This window comes from Corallococcus sp. AB038B (assembly GCF_003668955.1).
In the GTDB taxonomy this organism is placed as follows: domain Bacteria; phylum Myxococcota; class Myxococcia; order Myxococcales; family Myxococcaceae; genus Corallococcus; species Corallococcus exiguus.
In genome coordinates, this window is the sequence record NZ_RAWO01000021.1 from 26,263 (window position 1) to 45,947 (window position 19,685).

General features: G+C 69.7%; 13 protein-coding genes. 3 read left to right on the forward strand and 10 right to left on the reverse strand.

The features are described 5' to 3' along the window. Positions 1-44: 44 nt before the first annotated feature. The 7 genes from D7Y04_RS41410 to D7Y04_RS41440 form a co-directional block, all read right to left on the reverse strand. The gene (locus tag D7Y04_RS41410) at positions 45-536 is read right to left on the reverse strand and encodes a sigma factor-like helix-turn-helix DNA-binding protein (RefSeq protein ID WP_014397952.1); all 492 of its coding nucleotides are present in this window, start codon (positions 534-536) and stop codon (positions 45-47) included. 57 nt (positions 537-593) lie between these two features. After that, positions 594-1,118, reverse strand: coding sequence for a MerR family transcriptional regulator (locus D7Y04_RS41415; RefSeq protein WP_120525521.1), 525 nt, complete (start codon positions 1,116-1,118; stop codon positions 594-596). Positions 1,119-1,294: 176 nt separating this feature from the next. Continuing rightward, positions 1,295-3,334, reverse strand: coding sequence for a serine/threonine-protein kinase (locus tag D7Y04_RS41420; RefSeq protein ID WP_121762949.1), 2,040 nt, complete (start codon positions 3,332-3,334; stop codon positions 1,295-1,297). A gap of 20 nt (positions 3,335-3,354) precedes the next feature. Beyond that, positions 3,355-6,165 carry a serine/threonine-protein kinase gene (locus D7Y04_RS41425; protein WP_147477311.1) on the reverse strand — a complete coding sequence of 937 codons (2,811 nt, stop codon included), beginning with the start codon at positions 6,163-6,165 and terminating at the stop codon, positions 3,355-3,357. A gap of 100 nt (positions 6,166-6,265) precedes the next feature. After that, the gene (locus D7Y04_RS41430) at positions 6,266-6,589 is read right to left on the reverse strand and encodes a hypothetical protein (protein ID WP_120578020.1); all 324 of its coding nucleotides are present in this window, start codon (positions 6,587-6,589) and stop codon (positions 6,266-6,268) included. Positions 6,590-6,779: 190 nt separating this feature from the next. Then, positions 6,780-9,734 carry a choice-of-anchor D domain-containing protein gene (locus D7Y04_RS41435; protein WP_121762925.1) on the reverse strand — a complete coding sequence of 985 codons (2,955 nt, stop codon included), beginning with the start codon at positions 9,732-9,734 and terminating at the stop codon, positions 6,780-6,782. 208 nt (positions 9,735-9,942) lie between these two features. Further along, positions 9,943-10,596, reverse strand: a complete 654-nt coding sequence (locus D7Y04_RS41440; protein ID WP_120595480.1) for a phosphatidylcholine/phosphatidylserine synthase — start codon at positions 10,594-10,596, stop codon at positions 9,943-9,945. 140 nt (positions 10,597-10,736) lie between these two features. Between D7Y04_RS41440 and D7Y04_RS41445 the strand changes: the two genes are divergently transcribed. Further along, positions 10,737-13,304 carry an acylase gene (locus D7Y04_RS41445; protein WP_121762926.1) on the forward strand — a complete coding sequence of 856 codons (2,568 nt, stop codon included), beginning with the start codon at positions 10,737-10,739 and terminating at the stop codon, positions 13,302-13,304. Positions 13,305-13,674: 370 nt separating this feature from the next. Then, a complete protein-coding gene (locus D7Y04_RS41450; protein ID WP_120595482.1) occupies positions 13,675-14,127 on the forward strand; it encodes a DofA protein in 453 nt (150 codons plus the stop codon). Positions 14,128-14,201: 74 nt separating this feature from the next. On the opposite strand, the gene D7Y04_RS41455 is transcribed toward D7Y04_RS41450, so the two are convergent. Together D7Y04_RS41455 and D7Y04_RS41460 are read right to left on the reverse strand one after the other, a co-directional pair. Continuing rightward, the gene (locus D7Y04_RS41455; RefSeq protein WP_121762927.1) at positions 14,202-15,035 is read right to left on the reverse strand and encodes a ThiF family adenylyltransferase; all 834 of its coding nucleotides are present in this window, start codon (positions 15,033-15,035) and stop codon (positions 14,202-14,204) included. 11 nt (positions 15,036-15,046) lie between these two features. Further along, positions 15,047-15,763, reverse strand: a complete 717-nt coding sequence (locus D7Y04_RS41460; protein WP_120595484.1) for a class I SAM-dependent methyltransferase — start codon at positions 15,761-15,763, stop codon at positions 15,047-15,049. A 441-nt stretch (positions 15,764-16,204) separates the two neighbouring features. Here D7Y04_RS41460 and D7Y04_RS41465 point away from each other — a divergent pair, with 441 nt between their 5' ends. Next, positions 16,205-17,584 carry a hypothetical protein gene (locus D7Y04_RS41465; RefSeq protein ID WP_121762928.1) on the forward strand — a complete coding sequence of 460 codons (1,380 nt, stop codon included), beginning with the start codon at positions 16,205-16,207 and terminating at the stop codon, positions 17,582-17,584. A gap of 10 nt (positions 17,585-17,594) precedes the next feature. Here the strand turns inward: D7Y04_RS41465 and D7Y04_RS41470 are convergent, their stop codons facing one another. Then, on the reverse strand, positions 17,595-19,388 hold the full coding sequence (locus tag D7Y04_RS41470; protein ID WP_120577978.1) for a sigma 54-interacting transcriptional regulator: 1,794 nt from the start codon (positions 19,386-19,388) through the stop codon (positions 17,595-17,597). Between the last annotated feature and the right edge of the window lie 297 nt (positions 19,389-19,685).

The window sequence follows — 19,685 nt, forward strand, 5'->3', positions numbered from 1 at the left end:
CGCAACACGTCACCCCAGGCCCTAAGCGAAACAGTGCCCTGCCCTCAAGGCTTGCGAGCGGACACGGGAGGCTCGGCCTCCGTGGCCTCACGCAGCTTCATCAGGCCGCGCGTCTCCACCTGACGGATGCGCTCGCGGGTGAGGTTCATGATTTCCCCCACCTCCTCCAGCGTGATGCCGCCCTTCTCCGCCACGTCCAGGGCGCAGGTGTGCTCCAACTCCGTGATTTCCTTGTCCGGGAAGTTGAGCTTGATGGAGCCCGTCTCCGGGTTCACGTCCAGGTAGAGGTTGTGCTTGCAGGACACGAAGAGGCACGGGCGCGGGCCGTTGATGCAGTCCGCACGGGTGCGCGGCCGCTGCTCGTCCACGAGCTTGAGGGTCTCCGCCTCTTCCGGGTCCAGCTGACCGGCGAGCCTGCGCCGGCGCAGGTCGCGCGCCATCTCCTTGCGCGACATCGTCTTGGAGCGCCGGCGTTCCGCGGGCTGCTCCTCCTCATTCCCCCCCTCGCCCTCCTGCAGCTGCTTCACTTCCGACATGTTTCGTCCTCCAGATGTGTGGAGTCTATCCGGTTCAACAGGACCCGGGGGGGCATCCTATTGCGGCCGGAGCGTTTCGTCTTCGCGCGCCGTGACGGCGCTGCCCAACCGGGCGACATCCCGGACCAGATCCTGCGCCCGTTGCCTGAGCGTTGCCAACTGGGCTTCGAGTGACCTCCTGCGTTCTCCTCCCAGAGGCCGTCCTCCCAGCTCCTCCTGGAACCCGTCCAGCACTTCCGACAAGTCCCGCTGGAGCTGGTCGATGTGGTTTCGGTGGAACACGAAGGAGCGACGGATGTCCTCCAGGGTGTGTCCTTCGGCCATCATCTTCTTGATGACGTTGATGCGCCGCACCGCTTCCACCGGGTAGAGGCCCAGGCTTCCCTGGTGCTTCCCCTTGCGGCCCACACGGCGGCTGCGGGGGAGCAGACCGGCCTGGACGTACTTCCGGAACGTCGCCTCCGAGAGCCTCACGCCCCGGGGCCGGAAGATTTCCAGGATCGCGTTCGCGGGCAAGCCTCCCGCGTTTTCGCGCTCGATGCGCTCGAGTTCATCGGGCGCGAGCAGGTCCATCGATTCCATTGAATAGAGGCTACTGAATGGACGCCATAGGTGCCAGATTCGCTCGTCATTCGTCAAGAAGGACGAGCAGGCGTGCGGGCGGACGTCGTCCGGCCGACGCTGCGCGCCGGCTACCAGGGGCTTCAGGGGATGGAGGGACGGGAGGCGGGCTTCAGCTCAGCCCAGTTCGGCTCGGCTCAGCGTCCGCGAGACGCGCGGAACTCCTGAATCACGGAGCCGTTGGCGGGGACGATGACGGTGAACGTCTTCGTGCTGGTCGGGTGCGCGAAGGTCAGGCTGTAGGTGCCGGCCGGCACCTTGTAGCTCGCACGGCCTTGCACGTCCCCGAGCCGCTTCGCGCCCAGGAAGACGGTGGCGTAGGGGTTGGCCCGCACCTGGAGCGTGCCCATGGCCTTCGCCGTGTCCGCGGCGGCAGGCGCCGTGGCGGGGTCCGCCGTGGGCGTCGCGGCGGGGGCGGCCGGTTCCGTGGACGGAGGCGGCGTCAGGGTGGCTTCGCGCCGCTGCCCTTCCAGCTCCGAGTCGATGGCCTCGGTGGCCGGCGCGCGGGGGGGTTCGGCCGGGGGCACCGTGGCGGTGGCCGGAGGCGGATTGGCCATGGGGGTCGTGGCCTGCGCGGGCGGACTCCCCTGCCCCGCGTCCCGGGCACCGGTGTTCGAGCGGGCCACGGCGAGGACGCCCACCAGGCCCGCGAGCCCCAGCGCGGCGGCGCCAGCCCACAGGGCGCGCTTGCGGCTCGGCGCGACGGGAGGCCCCGGCTCGGTGGCGGAGACCGTGTCGAGCTCACGGTCGTCAGCGCCAGAGCGTTCGTCCGCGGCGAGCGCGACCCGGCGCGCGGAGGCGGTGTCGGGCTTGCGGCTCGAGGACTCCACCCGGCGCGCGGAGGCGGATGACCGCGAGCCTCCGTCCACGGAACGGCTCGCGGACGCACCGGCGTCGTCATCAGCGGAGCCCGCCCAGGCCATGGAGTTCTCGTCGCTCGTGGACGCATCCCTGGCGACGGGGACCTCGCGGGATTCACTGCGCCGGGCGAGCGGCGCTTCCCTTCCCATGGACTGCAACGGCATCTGCGGCGTGGGCTGCGGAGGCCGGCCGTTCGGAGCCTGGTCGTCTCGCGACAACACCAGCGTCGTCCCATGGCGGTCCTCGTCCGGCGAAGCGCCCCGCTTCGCTCCCGAGGCGTGCTCGCGCGACGGCATCACCGCCGTGGGTTCGCGGGGCGGCGCTCCGGCGGCGGGCAGTGCGCCATCCTCCAGCGCGGTTCGCTCCGGGAGCGCGGGCAACGCCTGGTTGCTCGCCGCGATGGGGAACAGCGGCCGGACGAACGCGCCTACGTCGGTGTCGTCCACGGAGCGGGCGTGGTTCAACACGCACTGCGCCAGCGCGCGCTCCAATTCGCCCGCCGTCTGGAAGCGCTTGGACAGGTCTCGCTCCAGCGCGCGGCAGATGACGGCGTCCAGGTCCGGCGGCACGTCCGGATTGAGGCGCGCGGGCGGCACGATGGTGCTCTCCTGCACCGCGCGCAGGACGGCGATCTCCGAGTCCCCCTGGAACAGGCGCCCGCCGGTGAGCAACTCCCACAACACCACGCCCAGCGCGAAGACGTCGGTGCGCACGTCCACGCTCTCGCCCCGGGCCTGCTCGGGGGACATGTACGCGAACTTGCCCTTGAGCACGCCGGGGTTCGTCAGCTTGTTGCCCGCCTTCGCGATGCCGAAGTCGGTGAGCTTCACCGCGCCGTCGTAGGACACGAGCACGTTGTGCGGCGTGACGTCCCGGTGCACCAGGTTCAACAGCTCGCCGTTCACCCGCAGGCGGTGGGCGTAGTGCAGGCCGCGCGCGACTTCCGCGCCGATGTGCGCCACCAGCACGGGCGGCATCGGCGTCATCGCCTCCTTGCTCCGCTTGCGCAGCTCCCACAGCGAGCAGCCGCGCACGTACTCCATCGCCAGGTAGTAGGTGTCCTCGTGCTTGTCGAAGTCGAAGATCTGCACCACGTTGGCGTGGTTGAGCCGCGAGGCCAGCCGCGCCTCCGCGATGAACATCTGCACGAAGTCCGGGTCGCTCGCGAGGAACGCCCGCACGCGCTTGATGACGACCTCTTTCTCGAAGCCCTCCGGCCCGCGCGCGGTGCACAGGAAGATCTCCGCCATGCCTCCTTCGGCGAGCTTGCGGCGCACGACGTACTTGCCGACGTGGGTGCCTGCCTCGAGCGTCACGGAAGGGTCCAAGGCCACGCCTACTCGAACTTGACCGTCACCACGTTGAGGTCGATGGGACGCACCTCGATGCGGCGGCTGACAGTGCGCTTCAGTTCGGGGTTGGTGAACTTGCAGTCATACGAACCCACGCCCAGCTTCACCGGCTGGAACGGCGTCTCCCCCAGCTTGCGGCCGTTGCATGACACCTCCGCCCAGGGCGTCACCACGAAGCTCACCGACGCGGCCCGCTCCGCGGCGCGCGCGGCTTCACGCACCTCCGCCGCGGGCGCCGCCGTGGCGACGGGCGTCTTCACCACCGGAGAAGGAGCCTGCGCGCCAGGGGACTCCTGGGCCTGCTTCACCTCGGGGGCCGCGGCGTCCGGCTCACGGGGAGCGGCCGCGCCGGAAGGTCCTACGCCGGGCTCCGGTGTCGTCGGAGCTGGCGGCGCCGACGCGGGCGGCTCCGCGCCGGGCTTTCCGGACGACGGCATCGGCACGAGCTTCAGCGGCCCCACGTCGAGCCGGCCGGACGGCGGGATGACGACCTGCGTACGCAGCTCGCGGTAGCCTTCCTTGATCAGCACGACCCAGTAGCGGCCGGGCTTCACCGTCGGCAGCGTCAGCGGCGTGCGCTCCGGGAGCACCCGGTCCTCGAAGACGACGCGCGCGCCCGCGGGCTCGGACTCCACGTGCACACCGCTGGCGCCAGGGCCCAGGCTCCACACGAGGGCGACGCCCACCAGGATCGCGACGAGCACGATGGCGGCGTACAGGAGCCCCCGGCGCTTGGGCGGCTCCACGGCGGACTGCTCGGTGAGCGTGCCGGTGCGGGCCGGCGGCACCCACGCGCCAGGCATGGGCGCACGCGACGCGGAGCGCGGCGCGGTGGACGCGGTCATCTCCTCGATGGTCGCGTGGGGCGCGGGCACCGGGAGCCGGTGGCCGCGGTGTTCACCGGACGGCGTGGGCCCGCCCGGACGGGGGGCTGGAATCTCGGAGCGCGGCACGGCGCGCAGGTCCTGCGTGGGGCCCTCGTCCACGTCCGCGCGGGAGATAGAGCGCATGTCCTGGGTCGAGTCGTCCTCGTCATCCCGGGTCAGCGTCGCCGTCAGGGAGCGATGATCCAGCGTGGGACCGTCCTCCTCGATCTGGAACGCGCCGGAGATCTTCCCCTGCGTGTCCACCATCGCGAGCGTGGGACCGTCCTCTTCAATCTGGAACGCGCCGGAGATCTTCCCCTGCGTGTCCACCATCGCGAGCGTGGGACCGTCCTCCTCGATTTGGAACCCGCCGGAGAGCTTCCTCTGCGTGTCCACCATCGCGAGCGTGGGACCGTCCTCGTCCTGCGTCACCGTCGGGAGGGACGGCTCCTCCAGGCGCACCGGCCGGGTGCTTCGCGAGGGCGGTGACTCCAGCGCCCGCCGCGAGCCCGTCATGCCCCGAGGGGCCTCGGCGTTGCGGACCTCGGAGCGGGGCTCCGGCCGGGCATCGACGGACCGGGCATCCACTCGCGGGTCCGCGTTACGGACTTCCGAGCGAGGCTCCGGCCGGGCATCGACCGCACGGGAATCCACTCGCGGGTCCGCGTTGCGAACCTCGGAGCGGGGCTCCGGGCGAGCGTCGACGGAGCGGGCCTCTGCGTTGCGTGCTTCCGCCCGCGCCTCCGCGTTGCGGCCTTCCGGACGGGTCTCCGGGCCCCGGACCTCCGAGCGAACCCCACCCGCCTCCGCGTCCTCGCGGCGCGCCTCCACCTTCCCACTGGGACGGCTCGGCCGGTTCGGACGCAGCGTGGTGGTGGGCTCGTTCTCCGTGCGCCCCGGCGCCGTCGCGGGCCGCATCACCGACCGGCGCGGCGCGGGCGCCGGAGCCACTCCCGCCTCCTCGTCCGTCACCTGCACCTCGCCGGAGCGCGCCTCCTCCGTCAGGCGGTCCGAGTACAACTCCCCCATGTACCCGGCCAGGTCCGCCGTCGTGCCACACGGCTGCGGCTGCGACGCGAGCCACCCCTCCAGCGCCCGCTGCAGCTCCTGCGCGTGCTGGAAGCGCGCGTCCGGCTCCTTCGCGAGCGCCTTGAGCACGATGACGTCCAGCTCCGCCGGCACCCGGGGCGCCACCTGCGAAGGCGCCGGGACGTTGCACTCCGCCACCGCCGACAGGGTCAGCATGTCGCTGTGGCGCTTGAAGAGGCGCCCCCCGGTCAGCAGCTCATGCAGCACCACGCCCAGCGCGAACACGTCCGAGCGGCGGTCCACGCGCTGCCCGGCGGCCTGCTCCGGCGACATGTACGAATACTTGCCCTTGAGCACCCCGGAGCGCGTGACGGTGGCCTGATCCGCCGCCTTCGCGATGCCGAAGTCCACCACCTTCACGCCACCGTCGAACGTCACCAGGATGTTCTGCGGTGACACGTCCCGGTGGACGATGCCCAGCGGGCGCCCCGCCGCGTCCGTCTTCTTGTGCGCGTAGTCCAGGCCGGCGCACGCCTCCAGCAGGATGCGGCACACCAGGGGCACCGGCAGCGGACGCCCCGCCGTCTCCGAGCGCTTCCAGAGCCGGCGCGCGTCCACGCCATGGATGTACTCCATGGCGATGAAGAAGGTGTCCGCCTCCGCGCCCAGGTCGTAGATCTGCACGACGTTGGGGTGAGCGAGCCGGGCCGCGATCCGCGCCTCGTCCAGGAACATCCGGACGAACTCGTCGTTCTCCGACAGGTGCGGGAGGATCCGCTTCAACACCAGCAGCTTGTCCGGAGCATCCGAACCTGGCCGGCGTGCGAGGTAGATCTGCGCCATGCCGCCCGTGGCGAGGCGCTTCAGGAGCTGGTAGCTGCCGTAGGTTTCGATGGACACGGCCGGACGCGAGGTGGCGAACCCCAAGCGTAAGCGGCCGGGCCAGGGGAATCAAACATCGAATCCCCCTGGGCTTTTCCCGGTTCCACCCGCCGTGCGCCTAGCGCCGGGCGGCCCGGACCTCGCGGGTCTCCCGCATCAGGGCTTCCAGTTCGTCCAGGTGCCGCTTGAGCACCGGCATCAGCACTGGGGCCGCATCTACCCGGTCGAACAGGTCCAGCACCCGGTCCACCTTGCGCTCGATCTCCTGCGCCCTCACGGGGCTGATGCGCCGCAGGAGCATGTCCGCGCCGGCCTCCATCAGCACCCGGGCCACCGCGTTCCGGTCCGCCAGCGGCTCCTGCTTGCGCTGCCCCTCTCCACGGATGACCCGCAGTCCCGGCGCACCGGCGCGCGGAGAGGACTTCAGGGGCTCATCGGGCATCCAGGTGCTCACAGCGCCTCCAGGGCAACAGCGTGCAGACGCTCCGCAGGGTACACACCGAGGGAGCGCCTCCAATTTTCTGGTCATCCGCACAGGCAGATGCAGTGCTGTAGCACCGGGGTCTGACAACCCCGTTCGGGGCCGGATGGCCGGCCCGTCACGGGGTCCACACCCACAGCTTCTTCACCGTTCAGTCGTTGGCGCAGGCGCGGCGGTAGGTGATGGCCACCTTGGAGCCCGGCGGCGGCACCACGCTGAACACCACGCTGTTGGACGCGGCGTCATAGGTCCACCCGCTGGTGGTGGCGGCGCCGTTGACAGTCACCACCACCGTGCCCGCGTCGGGCTCCTCGCTCAGCGGGAAGCGGTCCTGCGCGCTGAACGCCTTGCTGGCCACCTGGCGGAGCAGCGGCGCGTAGTCCGCCGCGCAGACGTTGAGCACCTCGCCGCCCGTCTGCGCCGCCGCGTCCGCGTACCGGGTGCCGGTACCGCCCGCCGTGGCGCAGGACGTCTTGGTGGGCGCGATGGCGAAGAACGTGGCCCGCTGCGGCTGGTTCTCACCCTTGCGCTGCTGCGCCCACTGCACGTACGTGGAGACCGCGTCCGGCGAGTGGTCGTCCTCGTCGCCCACGAACACCACCACCAGCGCCGCGGAGTCGCGCAGGAAGCCCGCGTTGCCGTCGTTGGCCAGCGGCGTGCGCGGATCATCCACGTTGTTCACCAGCGGAGACGTGAGCGCGCGGCGCATCGCTTCAAAGCCCTGCTCCACCTGGGCGCACTGGCCCACCTGCACGTTCTGCTGGAGCACCTGCGTCACGTTGGCCGTGCCCAGGGTGAGGATGCGCTGGCGGCTGTTGTCCGCCGGGAAGAAGCGGCCGGCCTCGCCACCCAGCGCGCCGCCCGGGCACGCGCCGGACACCGCGGAGATGCCCGTCGTCGTCACGGCCATGTTCACGTCCACCGCCTTGTTGCGCGCGGCGTCCACGAACGCGGGGATGGCGGACACGAGCTTCGGGTGCTCCTCCACCATGGACGCCGTGTTGTCCACGACGAACAGCACGTCCACCTTGCTCACGTCCTGCTGCACGAAGGTGTCCGTCTTGTCCGTCTTCTTCGACGACTCACCGATGAGCGGCACCATCAGCGGGATGGGCAGGTCGCTGGAGTCCACGAATAGCGGCGACAGGTTCATGCCCGTCACCTGCGCCAGGTAGTCCACGCCCACCGTGAAGGACTCGCCCGGCTGCAGCTGGAACGCGGGCGGCGCCGGGTGGTCCAACAGTTCGAACTCCGTGTCCGTCGTGCCCGGCCCGATGAAGACGTTGGACACCGTGATGGGCGTGGTGCACGCGTTGAGGTAGTTCACCTCGCGCGGCGCCGGGCGGCAGTCCTTGCGGCCCAGGCCGAAGTCCAGGTACCAGGGCGACGCCACCAGGCACGTCTCCTGCGAGTTCGCCATCAGCGGCACCTGCCGCACCGGCGTCACCGGGTTGTACTGCTCCACCTGCAACTCACCGATGAAGTTGCCGCCGGTGAAGGGCGCCTGGAACGCCACCTGGAAGCTGAACCAATCCCCCGGGTAGATGATGCCGCCGAAGAGCTCGCCGCCGGGCATCTTGAACACGCCACCGCCGTCGTTGGCGACGCGGATGTTCTTCACGGGGCACAGGTCCGCGCCCTTGTTCTCCAGCTTCACGCCCAGCACCGCGCCGCGGCCCGGCGGGATGGTGCCGAAGTCCACCAGCTCCGGCGTGACGGTCAACTCACAGGGCGCGTGCGCCTTCGCGCTGCCGAAGAAGTCCAGCTGCACGGTGGCCGCGGAGAACGCGCTCGTGGTCATCACCAGCGCGCCGGACGCGCTGCCCTCGCGCATGGGCTCGTAGAAGACCTCCAGGTTCAGCTCGCCGTTGGCCGGCAGGGTGAACGGCAGCGTCACCGGCTTGTTGTTGAACTGGAGCTGGGCGCCCGTCGCGTCCGGCGTCCAATCCAGCGTGTTGATGGTGAGCGGCCCCGCGTTGTCCGTGCCGCAGTTCTTCACGTTCACCACCACGCGCACCTTGGAGCCCAGCGGCTGCTCGCCGAAGTCGTACATCATCGGCGACACGCACAACTCGGACGCGCCGCCAAAGCCGCGCAGCGGCACGGGCAGCGTGGGGTGGCGCTTGCTCACCACGGTGTAGACGGCGCGGTCCGTGGCGGCGCCCATGTGGCCGGGGCTGTAGCGGATTTCAAAGGCGCGCACCTCTCCCGGCTGGAGCACCAGCGGCAGGCCCGTGTTGTTCTGGCTGAAGGACGCGTCCGTGCCATCCAGCATGAGCGACGTCACCGTCACCGGCTCCGTGCTGATGTTGCGCAGGCTGGAGGCCTTGATGGCGTCGCGGTCCACCGGCACCGCGCCAAAGTCCACCACCTCCGGCTCCGCCACCACCGCGCGCTCCAGCGACTCCGCCGTCACCTGCACCGGCACATCCGCGCACCCGTGGCAGGGCGAAATGGCCAGCGCAACCTGCTTCTTGCCGACCTTCACCGGGTTGAAGGTGAGGGGCAACTCCACGCGCTCGCCCGGGTTCACCGTCACCGGCGCCGCGATGAATTCATCCTTGTCCGCGCCCACCAGCTTGGGCGTCACCATCACCGGCAGTTCCGTGGGGTTGTCCAGCGTCACGCCCAGCGTCTTGGTGGAGTCCGCCTCGATGCGGCCGAAGTCCAGCGCGCGCGGCGTCACCCGCGCCCACGCGTCCACGCCCGCGCCGTTGAGGGGAATCCGCATCAGCGGCTCGATGCGCGTGTCCGAGCGGATCACCAGCACCGCGGGCAGACCGCCCTGCGCCAGCGGCGCGAAGCGCACCTTCAGCGTGCACTCGCTGCCCGGCACCAGGCTGTGCGGGCCTTCGTGGGTGAACTCCGCTTTGTAGGCGCCTTCCGGCCCCTCCACCCAGGCCTCGTCCACCGTGATGCGCGCGCGGCCTACGTTGCGCAGCGTCACCGTGGATTCGCGAGCGTCGAAGACAGCCACCCGCGCGAAATCGACGCCACCTGGCGTCGCCGTCAGCCGGCCATCCGCGAGCGACGAGCGCTCCCGGTCCGCGCAGCCCGACAGCAGTCCCACCATCACCAAACCCAGCAGGCCCCAGCGCCCCGTCATGGCACCCACCCTTCCCTCCCCGCCTCGCCCAAAAGCCTTGAAGCCGCGAACGCGGCCACACCTTCCGGGTGTGGCCCTCGCGGATCAGGTGGCGAAGCTAGGCACCCACCCCGGGACTGCCAACCGCCTCACCGTGGGAAAAACAGGGGAACTGCCCTCCAGAACGTCCACTGGATGGCACCACCCCCGCCCACCCCGGCGGAAGACTTCAGAATTTCGGAATCCGCAACGTCTTGCTGATCATCGCGCTGCCGCTGACCACGTAGAGCAGCGCCAGCGGGTGCAGCTGGAGCGGGCCCAGGTTCCACACCCCGCCCCACAACGCGTCTCCAATGCGGCCCTGCCAGGTCGCCACCGCCAGCACCATCACCAGGACCAGGCTGGTAGGGATGGGGGTGCCCTCGAAGTACTTCACCTTGCCGGTTCCGTCGGACAGCTCCGCGGACGTGACATTGAAGCGCGCCAGGCGGCTGATGCCACACGCGACGAAGTAGAGCAGCGCCGCCACGTCCAGGTTGCCGCGCAGGCCCACCGCGAACGCCAGCGCCGCGGGCGCCATGCCAAAGGAGATGACGTCCGCCAGCGAGTCCAGGTCCGCGCCCAGCGGCGACTTGCGGAAGCGCCACCGCGCGATGCGGCCGTCCGCCACGTCCATCGCCAGCGCCACCGGCATCAGGCAGAACGCCACCCACAACCAGCGTGGGTTGTTGGTGGCCAGCGACTGCATGGCCGCCAGGATGGCCCCCGCGCCTGCGAAGCCGTTGCCGAGCGTGACGAAGTCCGCCAGCACGAAGGTGCGAATCATGGAGAAGTGGCGGCGCTGGCGGCGGGCTGCGGGCGGCGACGAGGGCTCGGACGTCATGGCTCACATGTAACACACACCGTCTTTCCGGCTTTCCCAAACCCACGACGCAACGCATCCGTCCGTTTCATCTCCGTGGAAAAGTCAAATCCCAGAAACATTGACCGGCGAATCGCCACCTTCCTAGTCTCCGGGCCGCCATGCCCGAGCACATCCCCGATAATCTTCCTCCTCGCGGTGGGTTCCGTTCTGTCCGGACCCGCCGTCTTTCTTTCTCCCTCATCGCGTCCCTGGCGCTCGCCGCGTTCAGCAGCGGATGTGACGACGACAAGGATCCGGTCGACCCGAATCCGACGCCGACCACTCCGAAGTACACGGCGAAGATCAAGCGCACGTCGTACGGCATTCCGCACATCACCGCGGACTCCTACGCCAACCTGGGCTTCGGCCAGGGCTATGCCTTCGCGCAGGACCATGTCTGTACCCTCGCGGATCAGATCCTCAAGGTGCGCGGCGAGCGCGCGCGCTACCTGGGTCAGGGCGCGGGCAACAAGCACGTGGCCAGCGACCTGGCGTACCTGGCCATGGACCTGATGGGGCGCGCGGAAGCGGCCTTCCCCACCCTGTCGCAGGAAGTGCAGGACATGGTCACCGGCTACGTGGCCGGCTACAACAAGTACCTGCAGGACACGCCCCCGGAGGCCCGTCCCACCGAGTGCGCCAACGCGGCCTGGGTCAAGCCCATCAGCACCGTGGACCTGCTGGCGTACAACACGGACCTGACGCTGCTGGCCGGCATCAACGCGCTGGCGCTCACCATCCCGAACGCCACGCCCCCCACCGTGGGCGCGCAGTCCGTGGACCCGAAGCAGGCCGCGCTGCGCCCGCAGATGCCGTCGCTGGAGGAGCTCCAGCGGCTGAAGCTGGCGGACTTCGGCAGCAACGGCTGGGCCATTGGCGGTGATCGCACCGACAACGGCAAGGGCATGGTGATGGCCAACCCGCACTTCCCCTGGGAAGGCGAGCTGCGCCTCTGGGAGAGCCAGCTGACCGTGCCGGGCCAGATGAACGTCTACGGCGTGGGCCTCATGGGCGTGCCGGCGGTGCTCATCGGCTTCAACGAGAACGTGGGCTGGACGCACACGTTCTCCTCCGGCCAGCGCGCGACGATGTACCAGCTGCAGCTCGTGGACGGGAAGCCGACCGTCTACAAGTACGGCAACGAAGAGCGCCAGATGACCTCCAAGACGTTCACCATCCTGGTGAAGCTGTCGGAAGGCTCTCTGACGAACTACTCGCAGACCGTCTGGTTCAGCCACTACGGCCCGATCATCGCCTTCCCGGACTCGGCCGCGCCGGGCTTCCCCGCCGGCACGCTGGGCTGGAACACCAAGACGGCGCTCACGCTGCGTGACGCCAACATCGAAAACACCAAGTTCCTGGACCAGTTCCACGGCATGAACAAGGCGAAGTCCCTGGCCGAGTTCAAGGACGTCTACTCCACCCAGCAGGGCCTGCCCTGGGTGAACACCATGTTCGCCGACAAGGACGGCAACGCCTGGTACACGGACGCCACGCCCACGCCCAACCTGTCCAAGGACGCGTACACCAAGTGGCTCACCGAGGCGACCACGGGCTCCAACCCCATCACCGCCGGCATCTTCCAGGGCCTGGGCTTCGTGCTGCTCAACGGCAGCGACCCGGCCAATGAGTGGCAGGTGGAGCCGGGCTCGCGCAGCCCCGGCCTCGTGCCCTTCGCCAAGGTGCCGCAGCTGGACCGCAAGGACTTCGTCTTCAACGCGAACGACAGCTACTGGCTGGCCAACCCCGCCGCGCCGCTCACCGGCTTCTCCCCGCTGCACGGCCTGGAGAACTTCCCCCAGTCGCCTCGCACGCGCATGAACGCCAAGGTCCTCACGGAGGTCAGCGCCACCGGCGCCTCCGGCGCGGACGGCAAGTTCAGCCACGAGGAGCTGAAGACGGCCGTGTTCAGCAACCGCAGCAGCATCGAGGAGCTGGTCCGCGCGTCCGTCGTGGAGCGTTGCGCGGGCAAGACGACGGTGCCCTACAACGGCACCGCCGTGGACATCAGCCAGGCCTGCGCGCTGCTCACCGCCTGGAACGGCCGCTACGACGTGGACCAGAAGGGCGCGTTCATCTTCCGCGAGTTCCTGGGCGCGTACACCTCCGGCAACCTCCAGAACGCGGGCCCGCTGTTCTCCGTCGGCTTCAACCCGGCCGACCCCATCGCCACGCCCAACACCCTGACGGCCGCCCCGGCCACGGGTGACGACCCGGTGCTGGTGAAGCTGGCGCAGGCCGTCGCCACCATCGCCCGCTCCGGCAACGCGCTGGACAAGACGCTGGGCCAGGTGCAGTTCACCACCCGCTCGGGCACCCCCATCCCCCTGCACGGCGGCATGCACCGCGAGGGCATCACCAACGTGATGTCCTACGGCGCCGCCCGCACCACGGTGTTCGACTTCGCCCAGCCCCACACGGCCACGTTCAACGCCAACACCCTGCTGGCGAAGGAGGGCTACCCCATCAACAACGGCAGCTCCTTCATCATGGCGCTCCAGTTCACCGACGCGGGCCCCAGCGCCAACGCCGTGCTGACCTACAGCCAGTCCGGCGACCCCAAGTCCCCGCACCACGCGGACCAGACCCAGCTGTACTCCCAGAAGCAGTGGCGCCCCATCCTCTTCACGGACGCGCAGATCAACGGCGACGCGAACCTGGTGGAGACCACCGTCTCCGGCGGGTAACCGCTTCCGCTTGAAGACCTGAAGTCTCTTGAAGGCCCTGGGAGCCACCGCGCTCCCAGGGCCTTCTTGTTTTCATGGGGAATCGCCGTTGAAACTTGTTACATGGAACGGAATAGGCAGACAGGGCGGGCGGCCCCGGCGTCTGGGTTCAACATTCAACAGCTGACATCCAAGGGGGCCTTCGAGGCGAACACACAGTCCGTGACGTCGTCAGGGCTGAGCCGATGTGTCGTCTCAACAATGTCAGCCTCCAGGGCTAGTTTCTTGACCGCGGCTGAAGAGCAGGATGTCCCTCAGGCCCAGGGAGAAAGCCCGGACGCGTACCGACCGGGACGGCCGCTGGGTCCGACACGAAGGAGTCGCGAACGCCATGGCACTTCCGGTCTACAAGACAGACGTCATCGATAAGGTGTTCTTCCTGCGCTGGGACGCTCCACCGACGCCGGAAGAGATTCAGGCGGTGTTCCAGAAGATGCAGGCCGCCTACCAACATCATCAGCAGCAGCCGCTGGTGCTGGTGACAATCGCGGGAGCGAAGTCCGCGGTCCCCAACAGCGAACAGCGGCGGCACCTGTCCAACATGCTGTCGGACGCGCGGGCGCTGTTCTCTGAAATCCACGTCATCATCGAAGGCAACGAGCTGCAGCACAACCTCCAGCGCGTCATCGTGTCGGGGATGCTCATCGTCACGCGCACGTATGACGACCAGTTCATCCGCGTGCACAAGAACGCGGACGGGGCGGCGGGCTTCATCGCCCGGCGGCTGGGCGTGGATGGAACGCAGCTGGTGAACGAAGCGCGGTCGCGCGGCGTGGTGATGTAGTCCCCGGGGGGATTCGGGGGCCCTTCAGAAGGGCCCCCGGCCCCGGAGAGAGAAGCTTCGCGCGGGCGACCTTTTCAGCCCCTCGCGCCCTGCCCCACCGGGCGGGCCGGACGGGTGGCGCTGACGGTGCCGCGCACGTAGCGGTGGTCGAAGAGGTCCACGTAGAGGTACTCGGGCCAGGACACCATCGCGCGAGCCCCCAGCATCACGCCTCGCATGATTTCACTCACCATCAGCCCCGCGGCGGTGGTGGCGCCAATCACGCACGTGGGCGCGTGGCCCTTTCCCTGGTAGCAGGCATCCATGTACTCCTGGAGCATGTAGCTGCCCAGGTGCGGGATGATTTTCGGCAGGTCGATGCGGCCGTCCGGGAGGATGAAGAGCTCCTCGTAGAGCGGCGCGTCCGGCTGGAAGACGTGGAGCGCGGCGCCAAAGCCCAGCATCAGCCCGGTCATGATGGGGATGCCCATCTCCCTGCACGTCTGGTGGAGCGACTCCTTGGCGCGGGCCCCCGCGATGTCGATGACCTCCACCACGTAGTCCACCGGCGGCAGGCCACCCAGGCCCTGGAGCACGTGCGCCACGTTGGCGTCGGTGATGCCCTCCTTCGCCTTGTGCACGCGCAGGTCCGGGTGGATGTCCCGGCACATGCGCTCCACCACGTCCACCTTGTGCTGGCCCAGGGTGCTTTCAAAGCAGCCAATCTGCCGGTTGATGTTGTGGCGCTCGTAGACGTCGAAGTCCGCGAGCGTCAGGCAGCCGAAGCCCAGGCGCGTCAGGTCCACCGCGCACTGGCCTCCGGCGCCGCCCACGCCGGCGACGAGCACGTGGGTGCTGGCGAGCTTTTCCATGGTCTGCGGGTGGAGGACGCCCAGGTTGCGCTGGAAACGGGGGTTCACGTTGCTCATGGAGGGGCTCCCTACTTGCGCATGCAGACGTAGAAGTTCTCGCCGTAGTAGTCGTCGCCGTCGGCCACCAGCGCCTCGCTGAAGCCCACCTTCTCCAGCAGCTTCACCGCCTGGTCCGTGTCCAGGAAGGTGACCATCTCGTTGGGGTCCGTGGTGAGCCGCTGGGCGCAGGTGCGGTGGTGGTTCACCGCGCGCTGGAGGCTCTCCGTCCAGCGTCCCTGGGACTCCCATTCCCGGATGGAGTTCTTCAGCACCAGCTCCAGGTCGGGCCGGGGCCGCTTGTTGCTCGTCATGCACAGGACGCCGCCGGGCTTCAGGTGCGTCCAGGCCTCGCGCAGCACGGACTCCGGGTCCTTCACGTAGAAGAGGACGTTGTTCATCACCACCGCGTCCGCGGCCCCCTCCACCTCCAGGGGAAAGGTCGTCACGTCCCCGGGCAACAGCGTCCAGCGGGCGCGCACCGCCTCCGGCTCCTTCGCGCGGCGGCGCACCGCCAGGGCCAGCATGGCCTGGTTGTTGTCGAAGCCGACGACGCGCTGCCCGCGCCTGACCAGGGGCTCGCTCACGAGCCCCGTGCCACACCCCGCGTCGATGACGTAGGAGCGCTCCCGGGTGTCGCGGAGGATCTTCTCCCGCTGCCGCTGGTAGCACGGCAGCTCGGGGATCATCTGATCGTAGCTGTGCGCGAAGTCGTTCCAGATGTTGTCGACGAAGACGGTCTCGGGCATGGGTCCTCCCCCTCCGAGGGGAGTCAGGGTGAGACCCGCTGTTGTCTCCCGTCCCACCGCCCCCAAGCGATTGCCCCGGCGTCGTCCCCTAACATCCAGGACTTGCCTGTTTCAGATGTATGTGTTGGATTGAATGAACAAACACACCCTGGGGGGCCGGAGGGGGTGTCCGTTCAATCCCAGGGAGCCCGCTCCATTCGTGGTCCGCATGTCTCAGCATTGAAGTACGCGGAGTCTTGCGTTTATTCACTCGGAGGGTGCTGGCAGCGGCGTCCAGCGGCCTTCACCGGTGAAGCTTGCCCTGCGGGGCAGCATCAATGAAATCAACTACTTGGGCCCTGGCGCGGAAGGTGCTCTGGGAAGGCCTGCATCGGGAGGCACCGGGTGTCAGAGCCTGGCGCTTGTCTGCGTGGGGGACCCTCAATGCGATCCGAGGTCGGTATGCGTGGGACGTTGAGCCTGTGGGCGATGCTGGTGTTGTTCGTGGCGCTGCGCGCGAATCCGGGGGACGCGCACGAAGTGACTCTTCAGGCGGATCCGTGGACGCGGCCACTGGTGGCGGCGGGCCTGGTGGCCTCCAGCACGAAGCGAGAGGTGGTGGGCGGTGGCCTGGCGCACTACAGCTGGAAGGTGCGGGTGGGCACGGGGAAGTACGACGCCATCACCGTGCACCGCGTGGTGCGTGAGGCCTACCCGTGGGTTCCGGCGCGGACCCGCCGGGCGGCGTTCATGGTGCACGGGGACTTGTGGGGCTTCGTGCCCGCGTTCCTCACCAACACCTGCGTGAAGACGATGCCGGAGAACCGCTCGCTGGCGTCGTTCCTGGCGAGCGAGGACGTGGACGTCTGGGGCCTGGACCTGCGCTGGGTGGGCGTGCCGGAGGCGGAGACGGACTTCGCGTTCATGGCGGACTGGACCCTGGGGACGCACGTGAAGGACGTGGGCACCGGCCTGGCGCTGGCGGACGTGGTGCGGCGGCTGGGCGGCAACGGCGGCAACAACGACCGGATGTTCCTCCTGGGCTGGAGCCGGGGGGCGACCATCGGCTACGCGTACCTGAATGGGGAGTCGCAGCGTCCGCGCGCCCAGCGCCGGGTGGACGGCTTCGTGCCCATGGACATGGTGCTGCGCTTCGCGCCGGACGCGGCCCCGCAGCGCGAGTGGGCGTGCAAGCGGTACGAGATCCTCCAGACGGCCCGCGACGAGGGCCGCACGGAAGGAGGCCTGCTGGGGCCCGGGGCGGGGCTTCCTGTGCGGCTGATGGGCCAGCAGGCCGCCCAGAACCCCAATGGCTCCCCCTACCTCCTGCCGCCGGGGCTCTCGTTGGTGCCGGCGCTCACCAACCGGAAGCTCGCCGTCATCGCCGCCGGGAACACCGCGTCCCTCCTGGAGCCGCTCAAGCCGTTGACGCCGGGCTACCACCTGGCGGGCAGCATCCCGGACGCCGTGGGCATGCCGGAGAAGACGGCCTTCACGCCGGAGCCCACCCTGTTCGACTACTTCCAGCAGGCGGCGCCCTACCAGAGCCTCAACGAGGTGGTGGAGACGGAGAAGCAGCTGTGCGGCCTGGACGTGCCCTACGACGACCACCTGAAGGACGTGAAGGTGCCGGTGCTGTACGTGGGCGCGGCGGGTGGCGTGGGCACCTACGGGGAGTACTCCACGCGCCTGTTGGGCAGCACGGACGTCACCCGCCTCATCGTGCGCAGCCGGCCGGAGGGGCAGCGCGCGCTGGACGTGGGCCACGCGGACCTGTTCCTCGCCCGGGACGCGCGCGTGCGCGTGTGGAAGCCCATGCTCCAGTGGATGGAGGCACACTGAGCGCGGAGGGCTACTCCGCCTTCCACAACCCGTGACGCCGGGCCCGGCGGCCCAACGTCACGGGGTCCATGCCCAGGGCCACGGCGGCGCGGCGCAGGACGCCGCCATGGCGCTCCAGGGCCTCGCGGATGAGGTCGCGCTCCACCTGCTGGAGCCGGGCCCTCAGCGAACCATCCCCGGTGGGGTCCGCCCGGGGCAGCGTGTTGTTGAGGAGCGCGGGCGGCAACAGGCGCCGGGTGAGCATCTCCCCGGGCCGGGACAGGAGCACCGCTCGCTCCACCACGTTGCGCAGCTCGCGCACGTTGCCCGGCCAGCCGTAGCCGTGCAGCACCTCGTCCGCGTCCGGGGCCACGCCCGTGGCGGAGCGCTTGAGGGTGCGGTTGAACTGCTCCACGAAGGCGCGGGCCAGCTCCGGGATGTCCTCCGGGCGCTCGCGCAGGGGCGGGATGTCGATGGTGAAGCTGTTGAGCCGGTAGAAGAGGTCCGCGCGGAAGCGGCCGGCGCGCACCTCCTCGCCCAGGTCCCGGTTGCTCGCGGCCACCACGCGCACGTCCACGTGGCGCACCTGGGTGCCGCCCACCGGGCGGATGTCGCCCGTCTCCAGCACGCGCAACAGCTTCGCCTGGAGGTTGGGCGTGGTGTTCTCAATCTCATCCAGGAAGATGGTGCCGCCGTTGGCCAGCACGAAGAGGCCCGGGTGGTCCGACACCGCGCCGGTGAAGGCCCCCTTCACGTGGCCGAACAGCTCGCTCTCCAGCAGCGTCTCCGTGAGCGCGCCGCAGTCCTGGACGACGAGCGGCAGGTCCCCCCGGCCGGAGAGCCGGTGGAGGATGCGCGCCAGCACCTCCTTGCCGGTGCCCGTCTCGCCCTGCAGCAGCACCGCCACCCGGTGGGGGGCCACCAGGCGCACCATCTCCATCACCCGCTGCATGGGCGGGCTGCGAAAGCCCAGGTCCTCCCCGTGGCGGCCCACGCCCACCACCGGCGTCTGGGCCAGCGCGCGCTCGCGCATGAGGTTGCGCTCCAGCTCCAGCGCCATGCGCCACTGCTCCGTGCGGAAGCCGTGCTCGCGCCCCGCCTGGAGCACCGCCTCGCGCATGGCTTCCGGGTCCGGCCAGGCCCCCGGCGCCCGGTAGATGCGGCCGGAGTTGAAGAGCGCCACCAGCCGCTCGGGGGCCGCCGGGGCGCAGTAGACGATGCGCGAGGCCAGGTCGCTGGGCGGCCCCGCCCCCGTGGGGTCCACCTCCGCGCGCAGCTCCGCCAGGGACTCCACCAGCGCGAGCGCCCGCGACTCGTCCTGGCCGCACACCAACAGCACCGCCATGTCCCCGCGCGTGAGCAGCGCGTGCACGTCCTCCGCGGTGGCGGCGAAGTGCGGCGTGGCCACGCCGTCCAGGGCCTGGCGCACCGCGCGCGACTCGTCGTCCGAGGCGAAGGCCGCCACCACCTGCAGGTGGGACGTGGCCAGGTAGCGCGCCAGCTTCACGCCGTCCGCCGCGTCGAAGGCGCCGAAGCTGATGCCCAGCGCCGCGACGGTGCCCCCGCCGCCCGCCGTGTCGTGGCGCCAACGCACCGTGCCGTGCACCCGCACGTGGGCGCCCGTGTCCGGCAGCGAGAAGGCCATCTCCACCGGCTCGTTCTCGCGCGGGCCCTCGGAGGGGCTGCGCGGCGTGGCGATGAGCCCGATGCCCGTCTCGCTGATGTTCACGGACCAGCAGCCATGCAACGCCGGCTGGGTCACCACCTTCACGTACAGCGGCTTGCGCTCGCTCCGGGGCACCTGCTCGGAGTCGGGGCGCGACATGGGGTGCGTCACTCGACCGGCCTCATGGCCGCCGCACGGCGGGCTTGCTGGAAAAATACGGGCATTGCGGAGGGGGTTTCTGCCTGATTCTCCCGGCATCGCAAGTCGGCGGCAAAGGGGGTGTCCTCTCAGCACGCCGCAAGTGGACACGGGTCCAAAGCGCCCTGCCCGGAACACGGCGAACCCCCCCCACACCGCACCACAACCCACGGCGCGAAACGTCCGTGCTCCGGCGGTGCGCATCCCACGCGACGGGCTGTCTCGCTCCTTCCGGTGTGTTGAAGGATTTCAACCGGG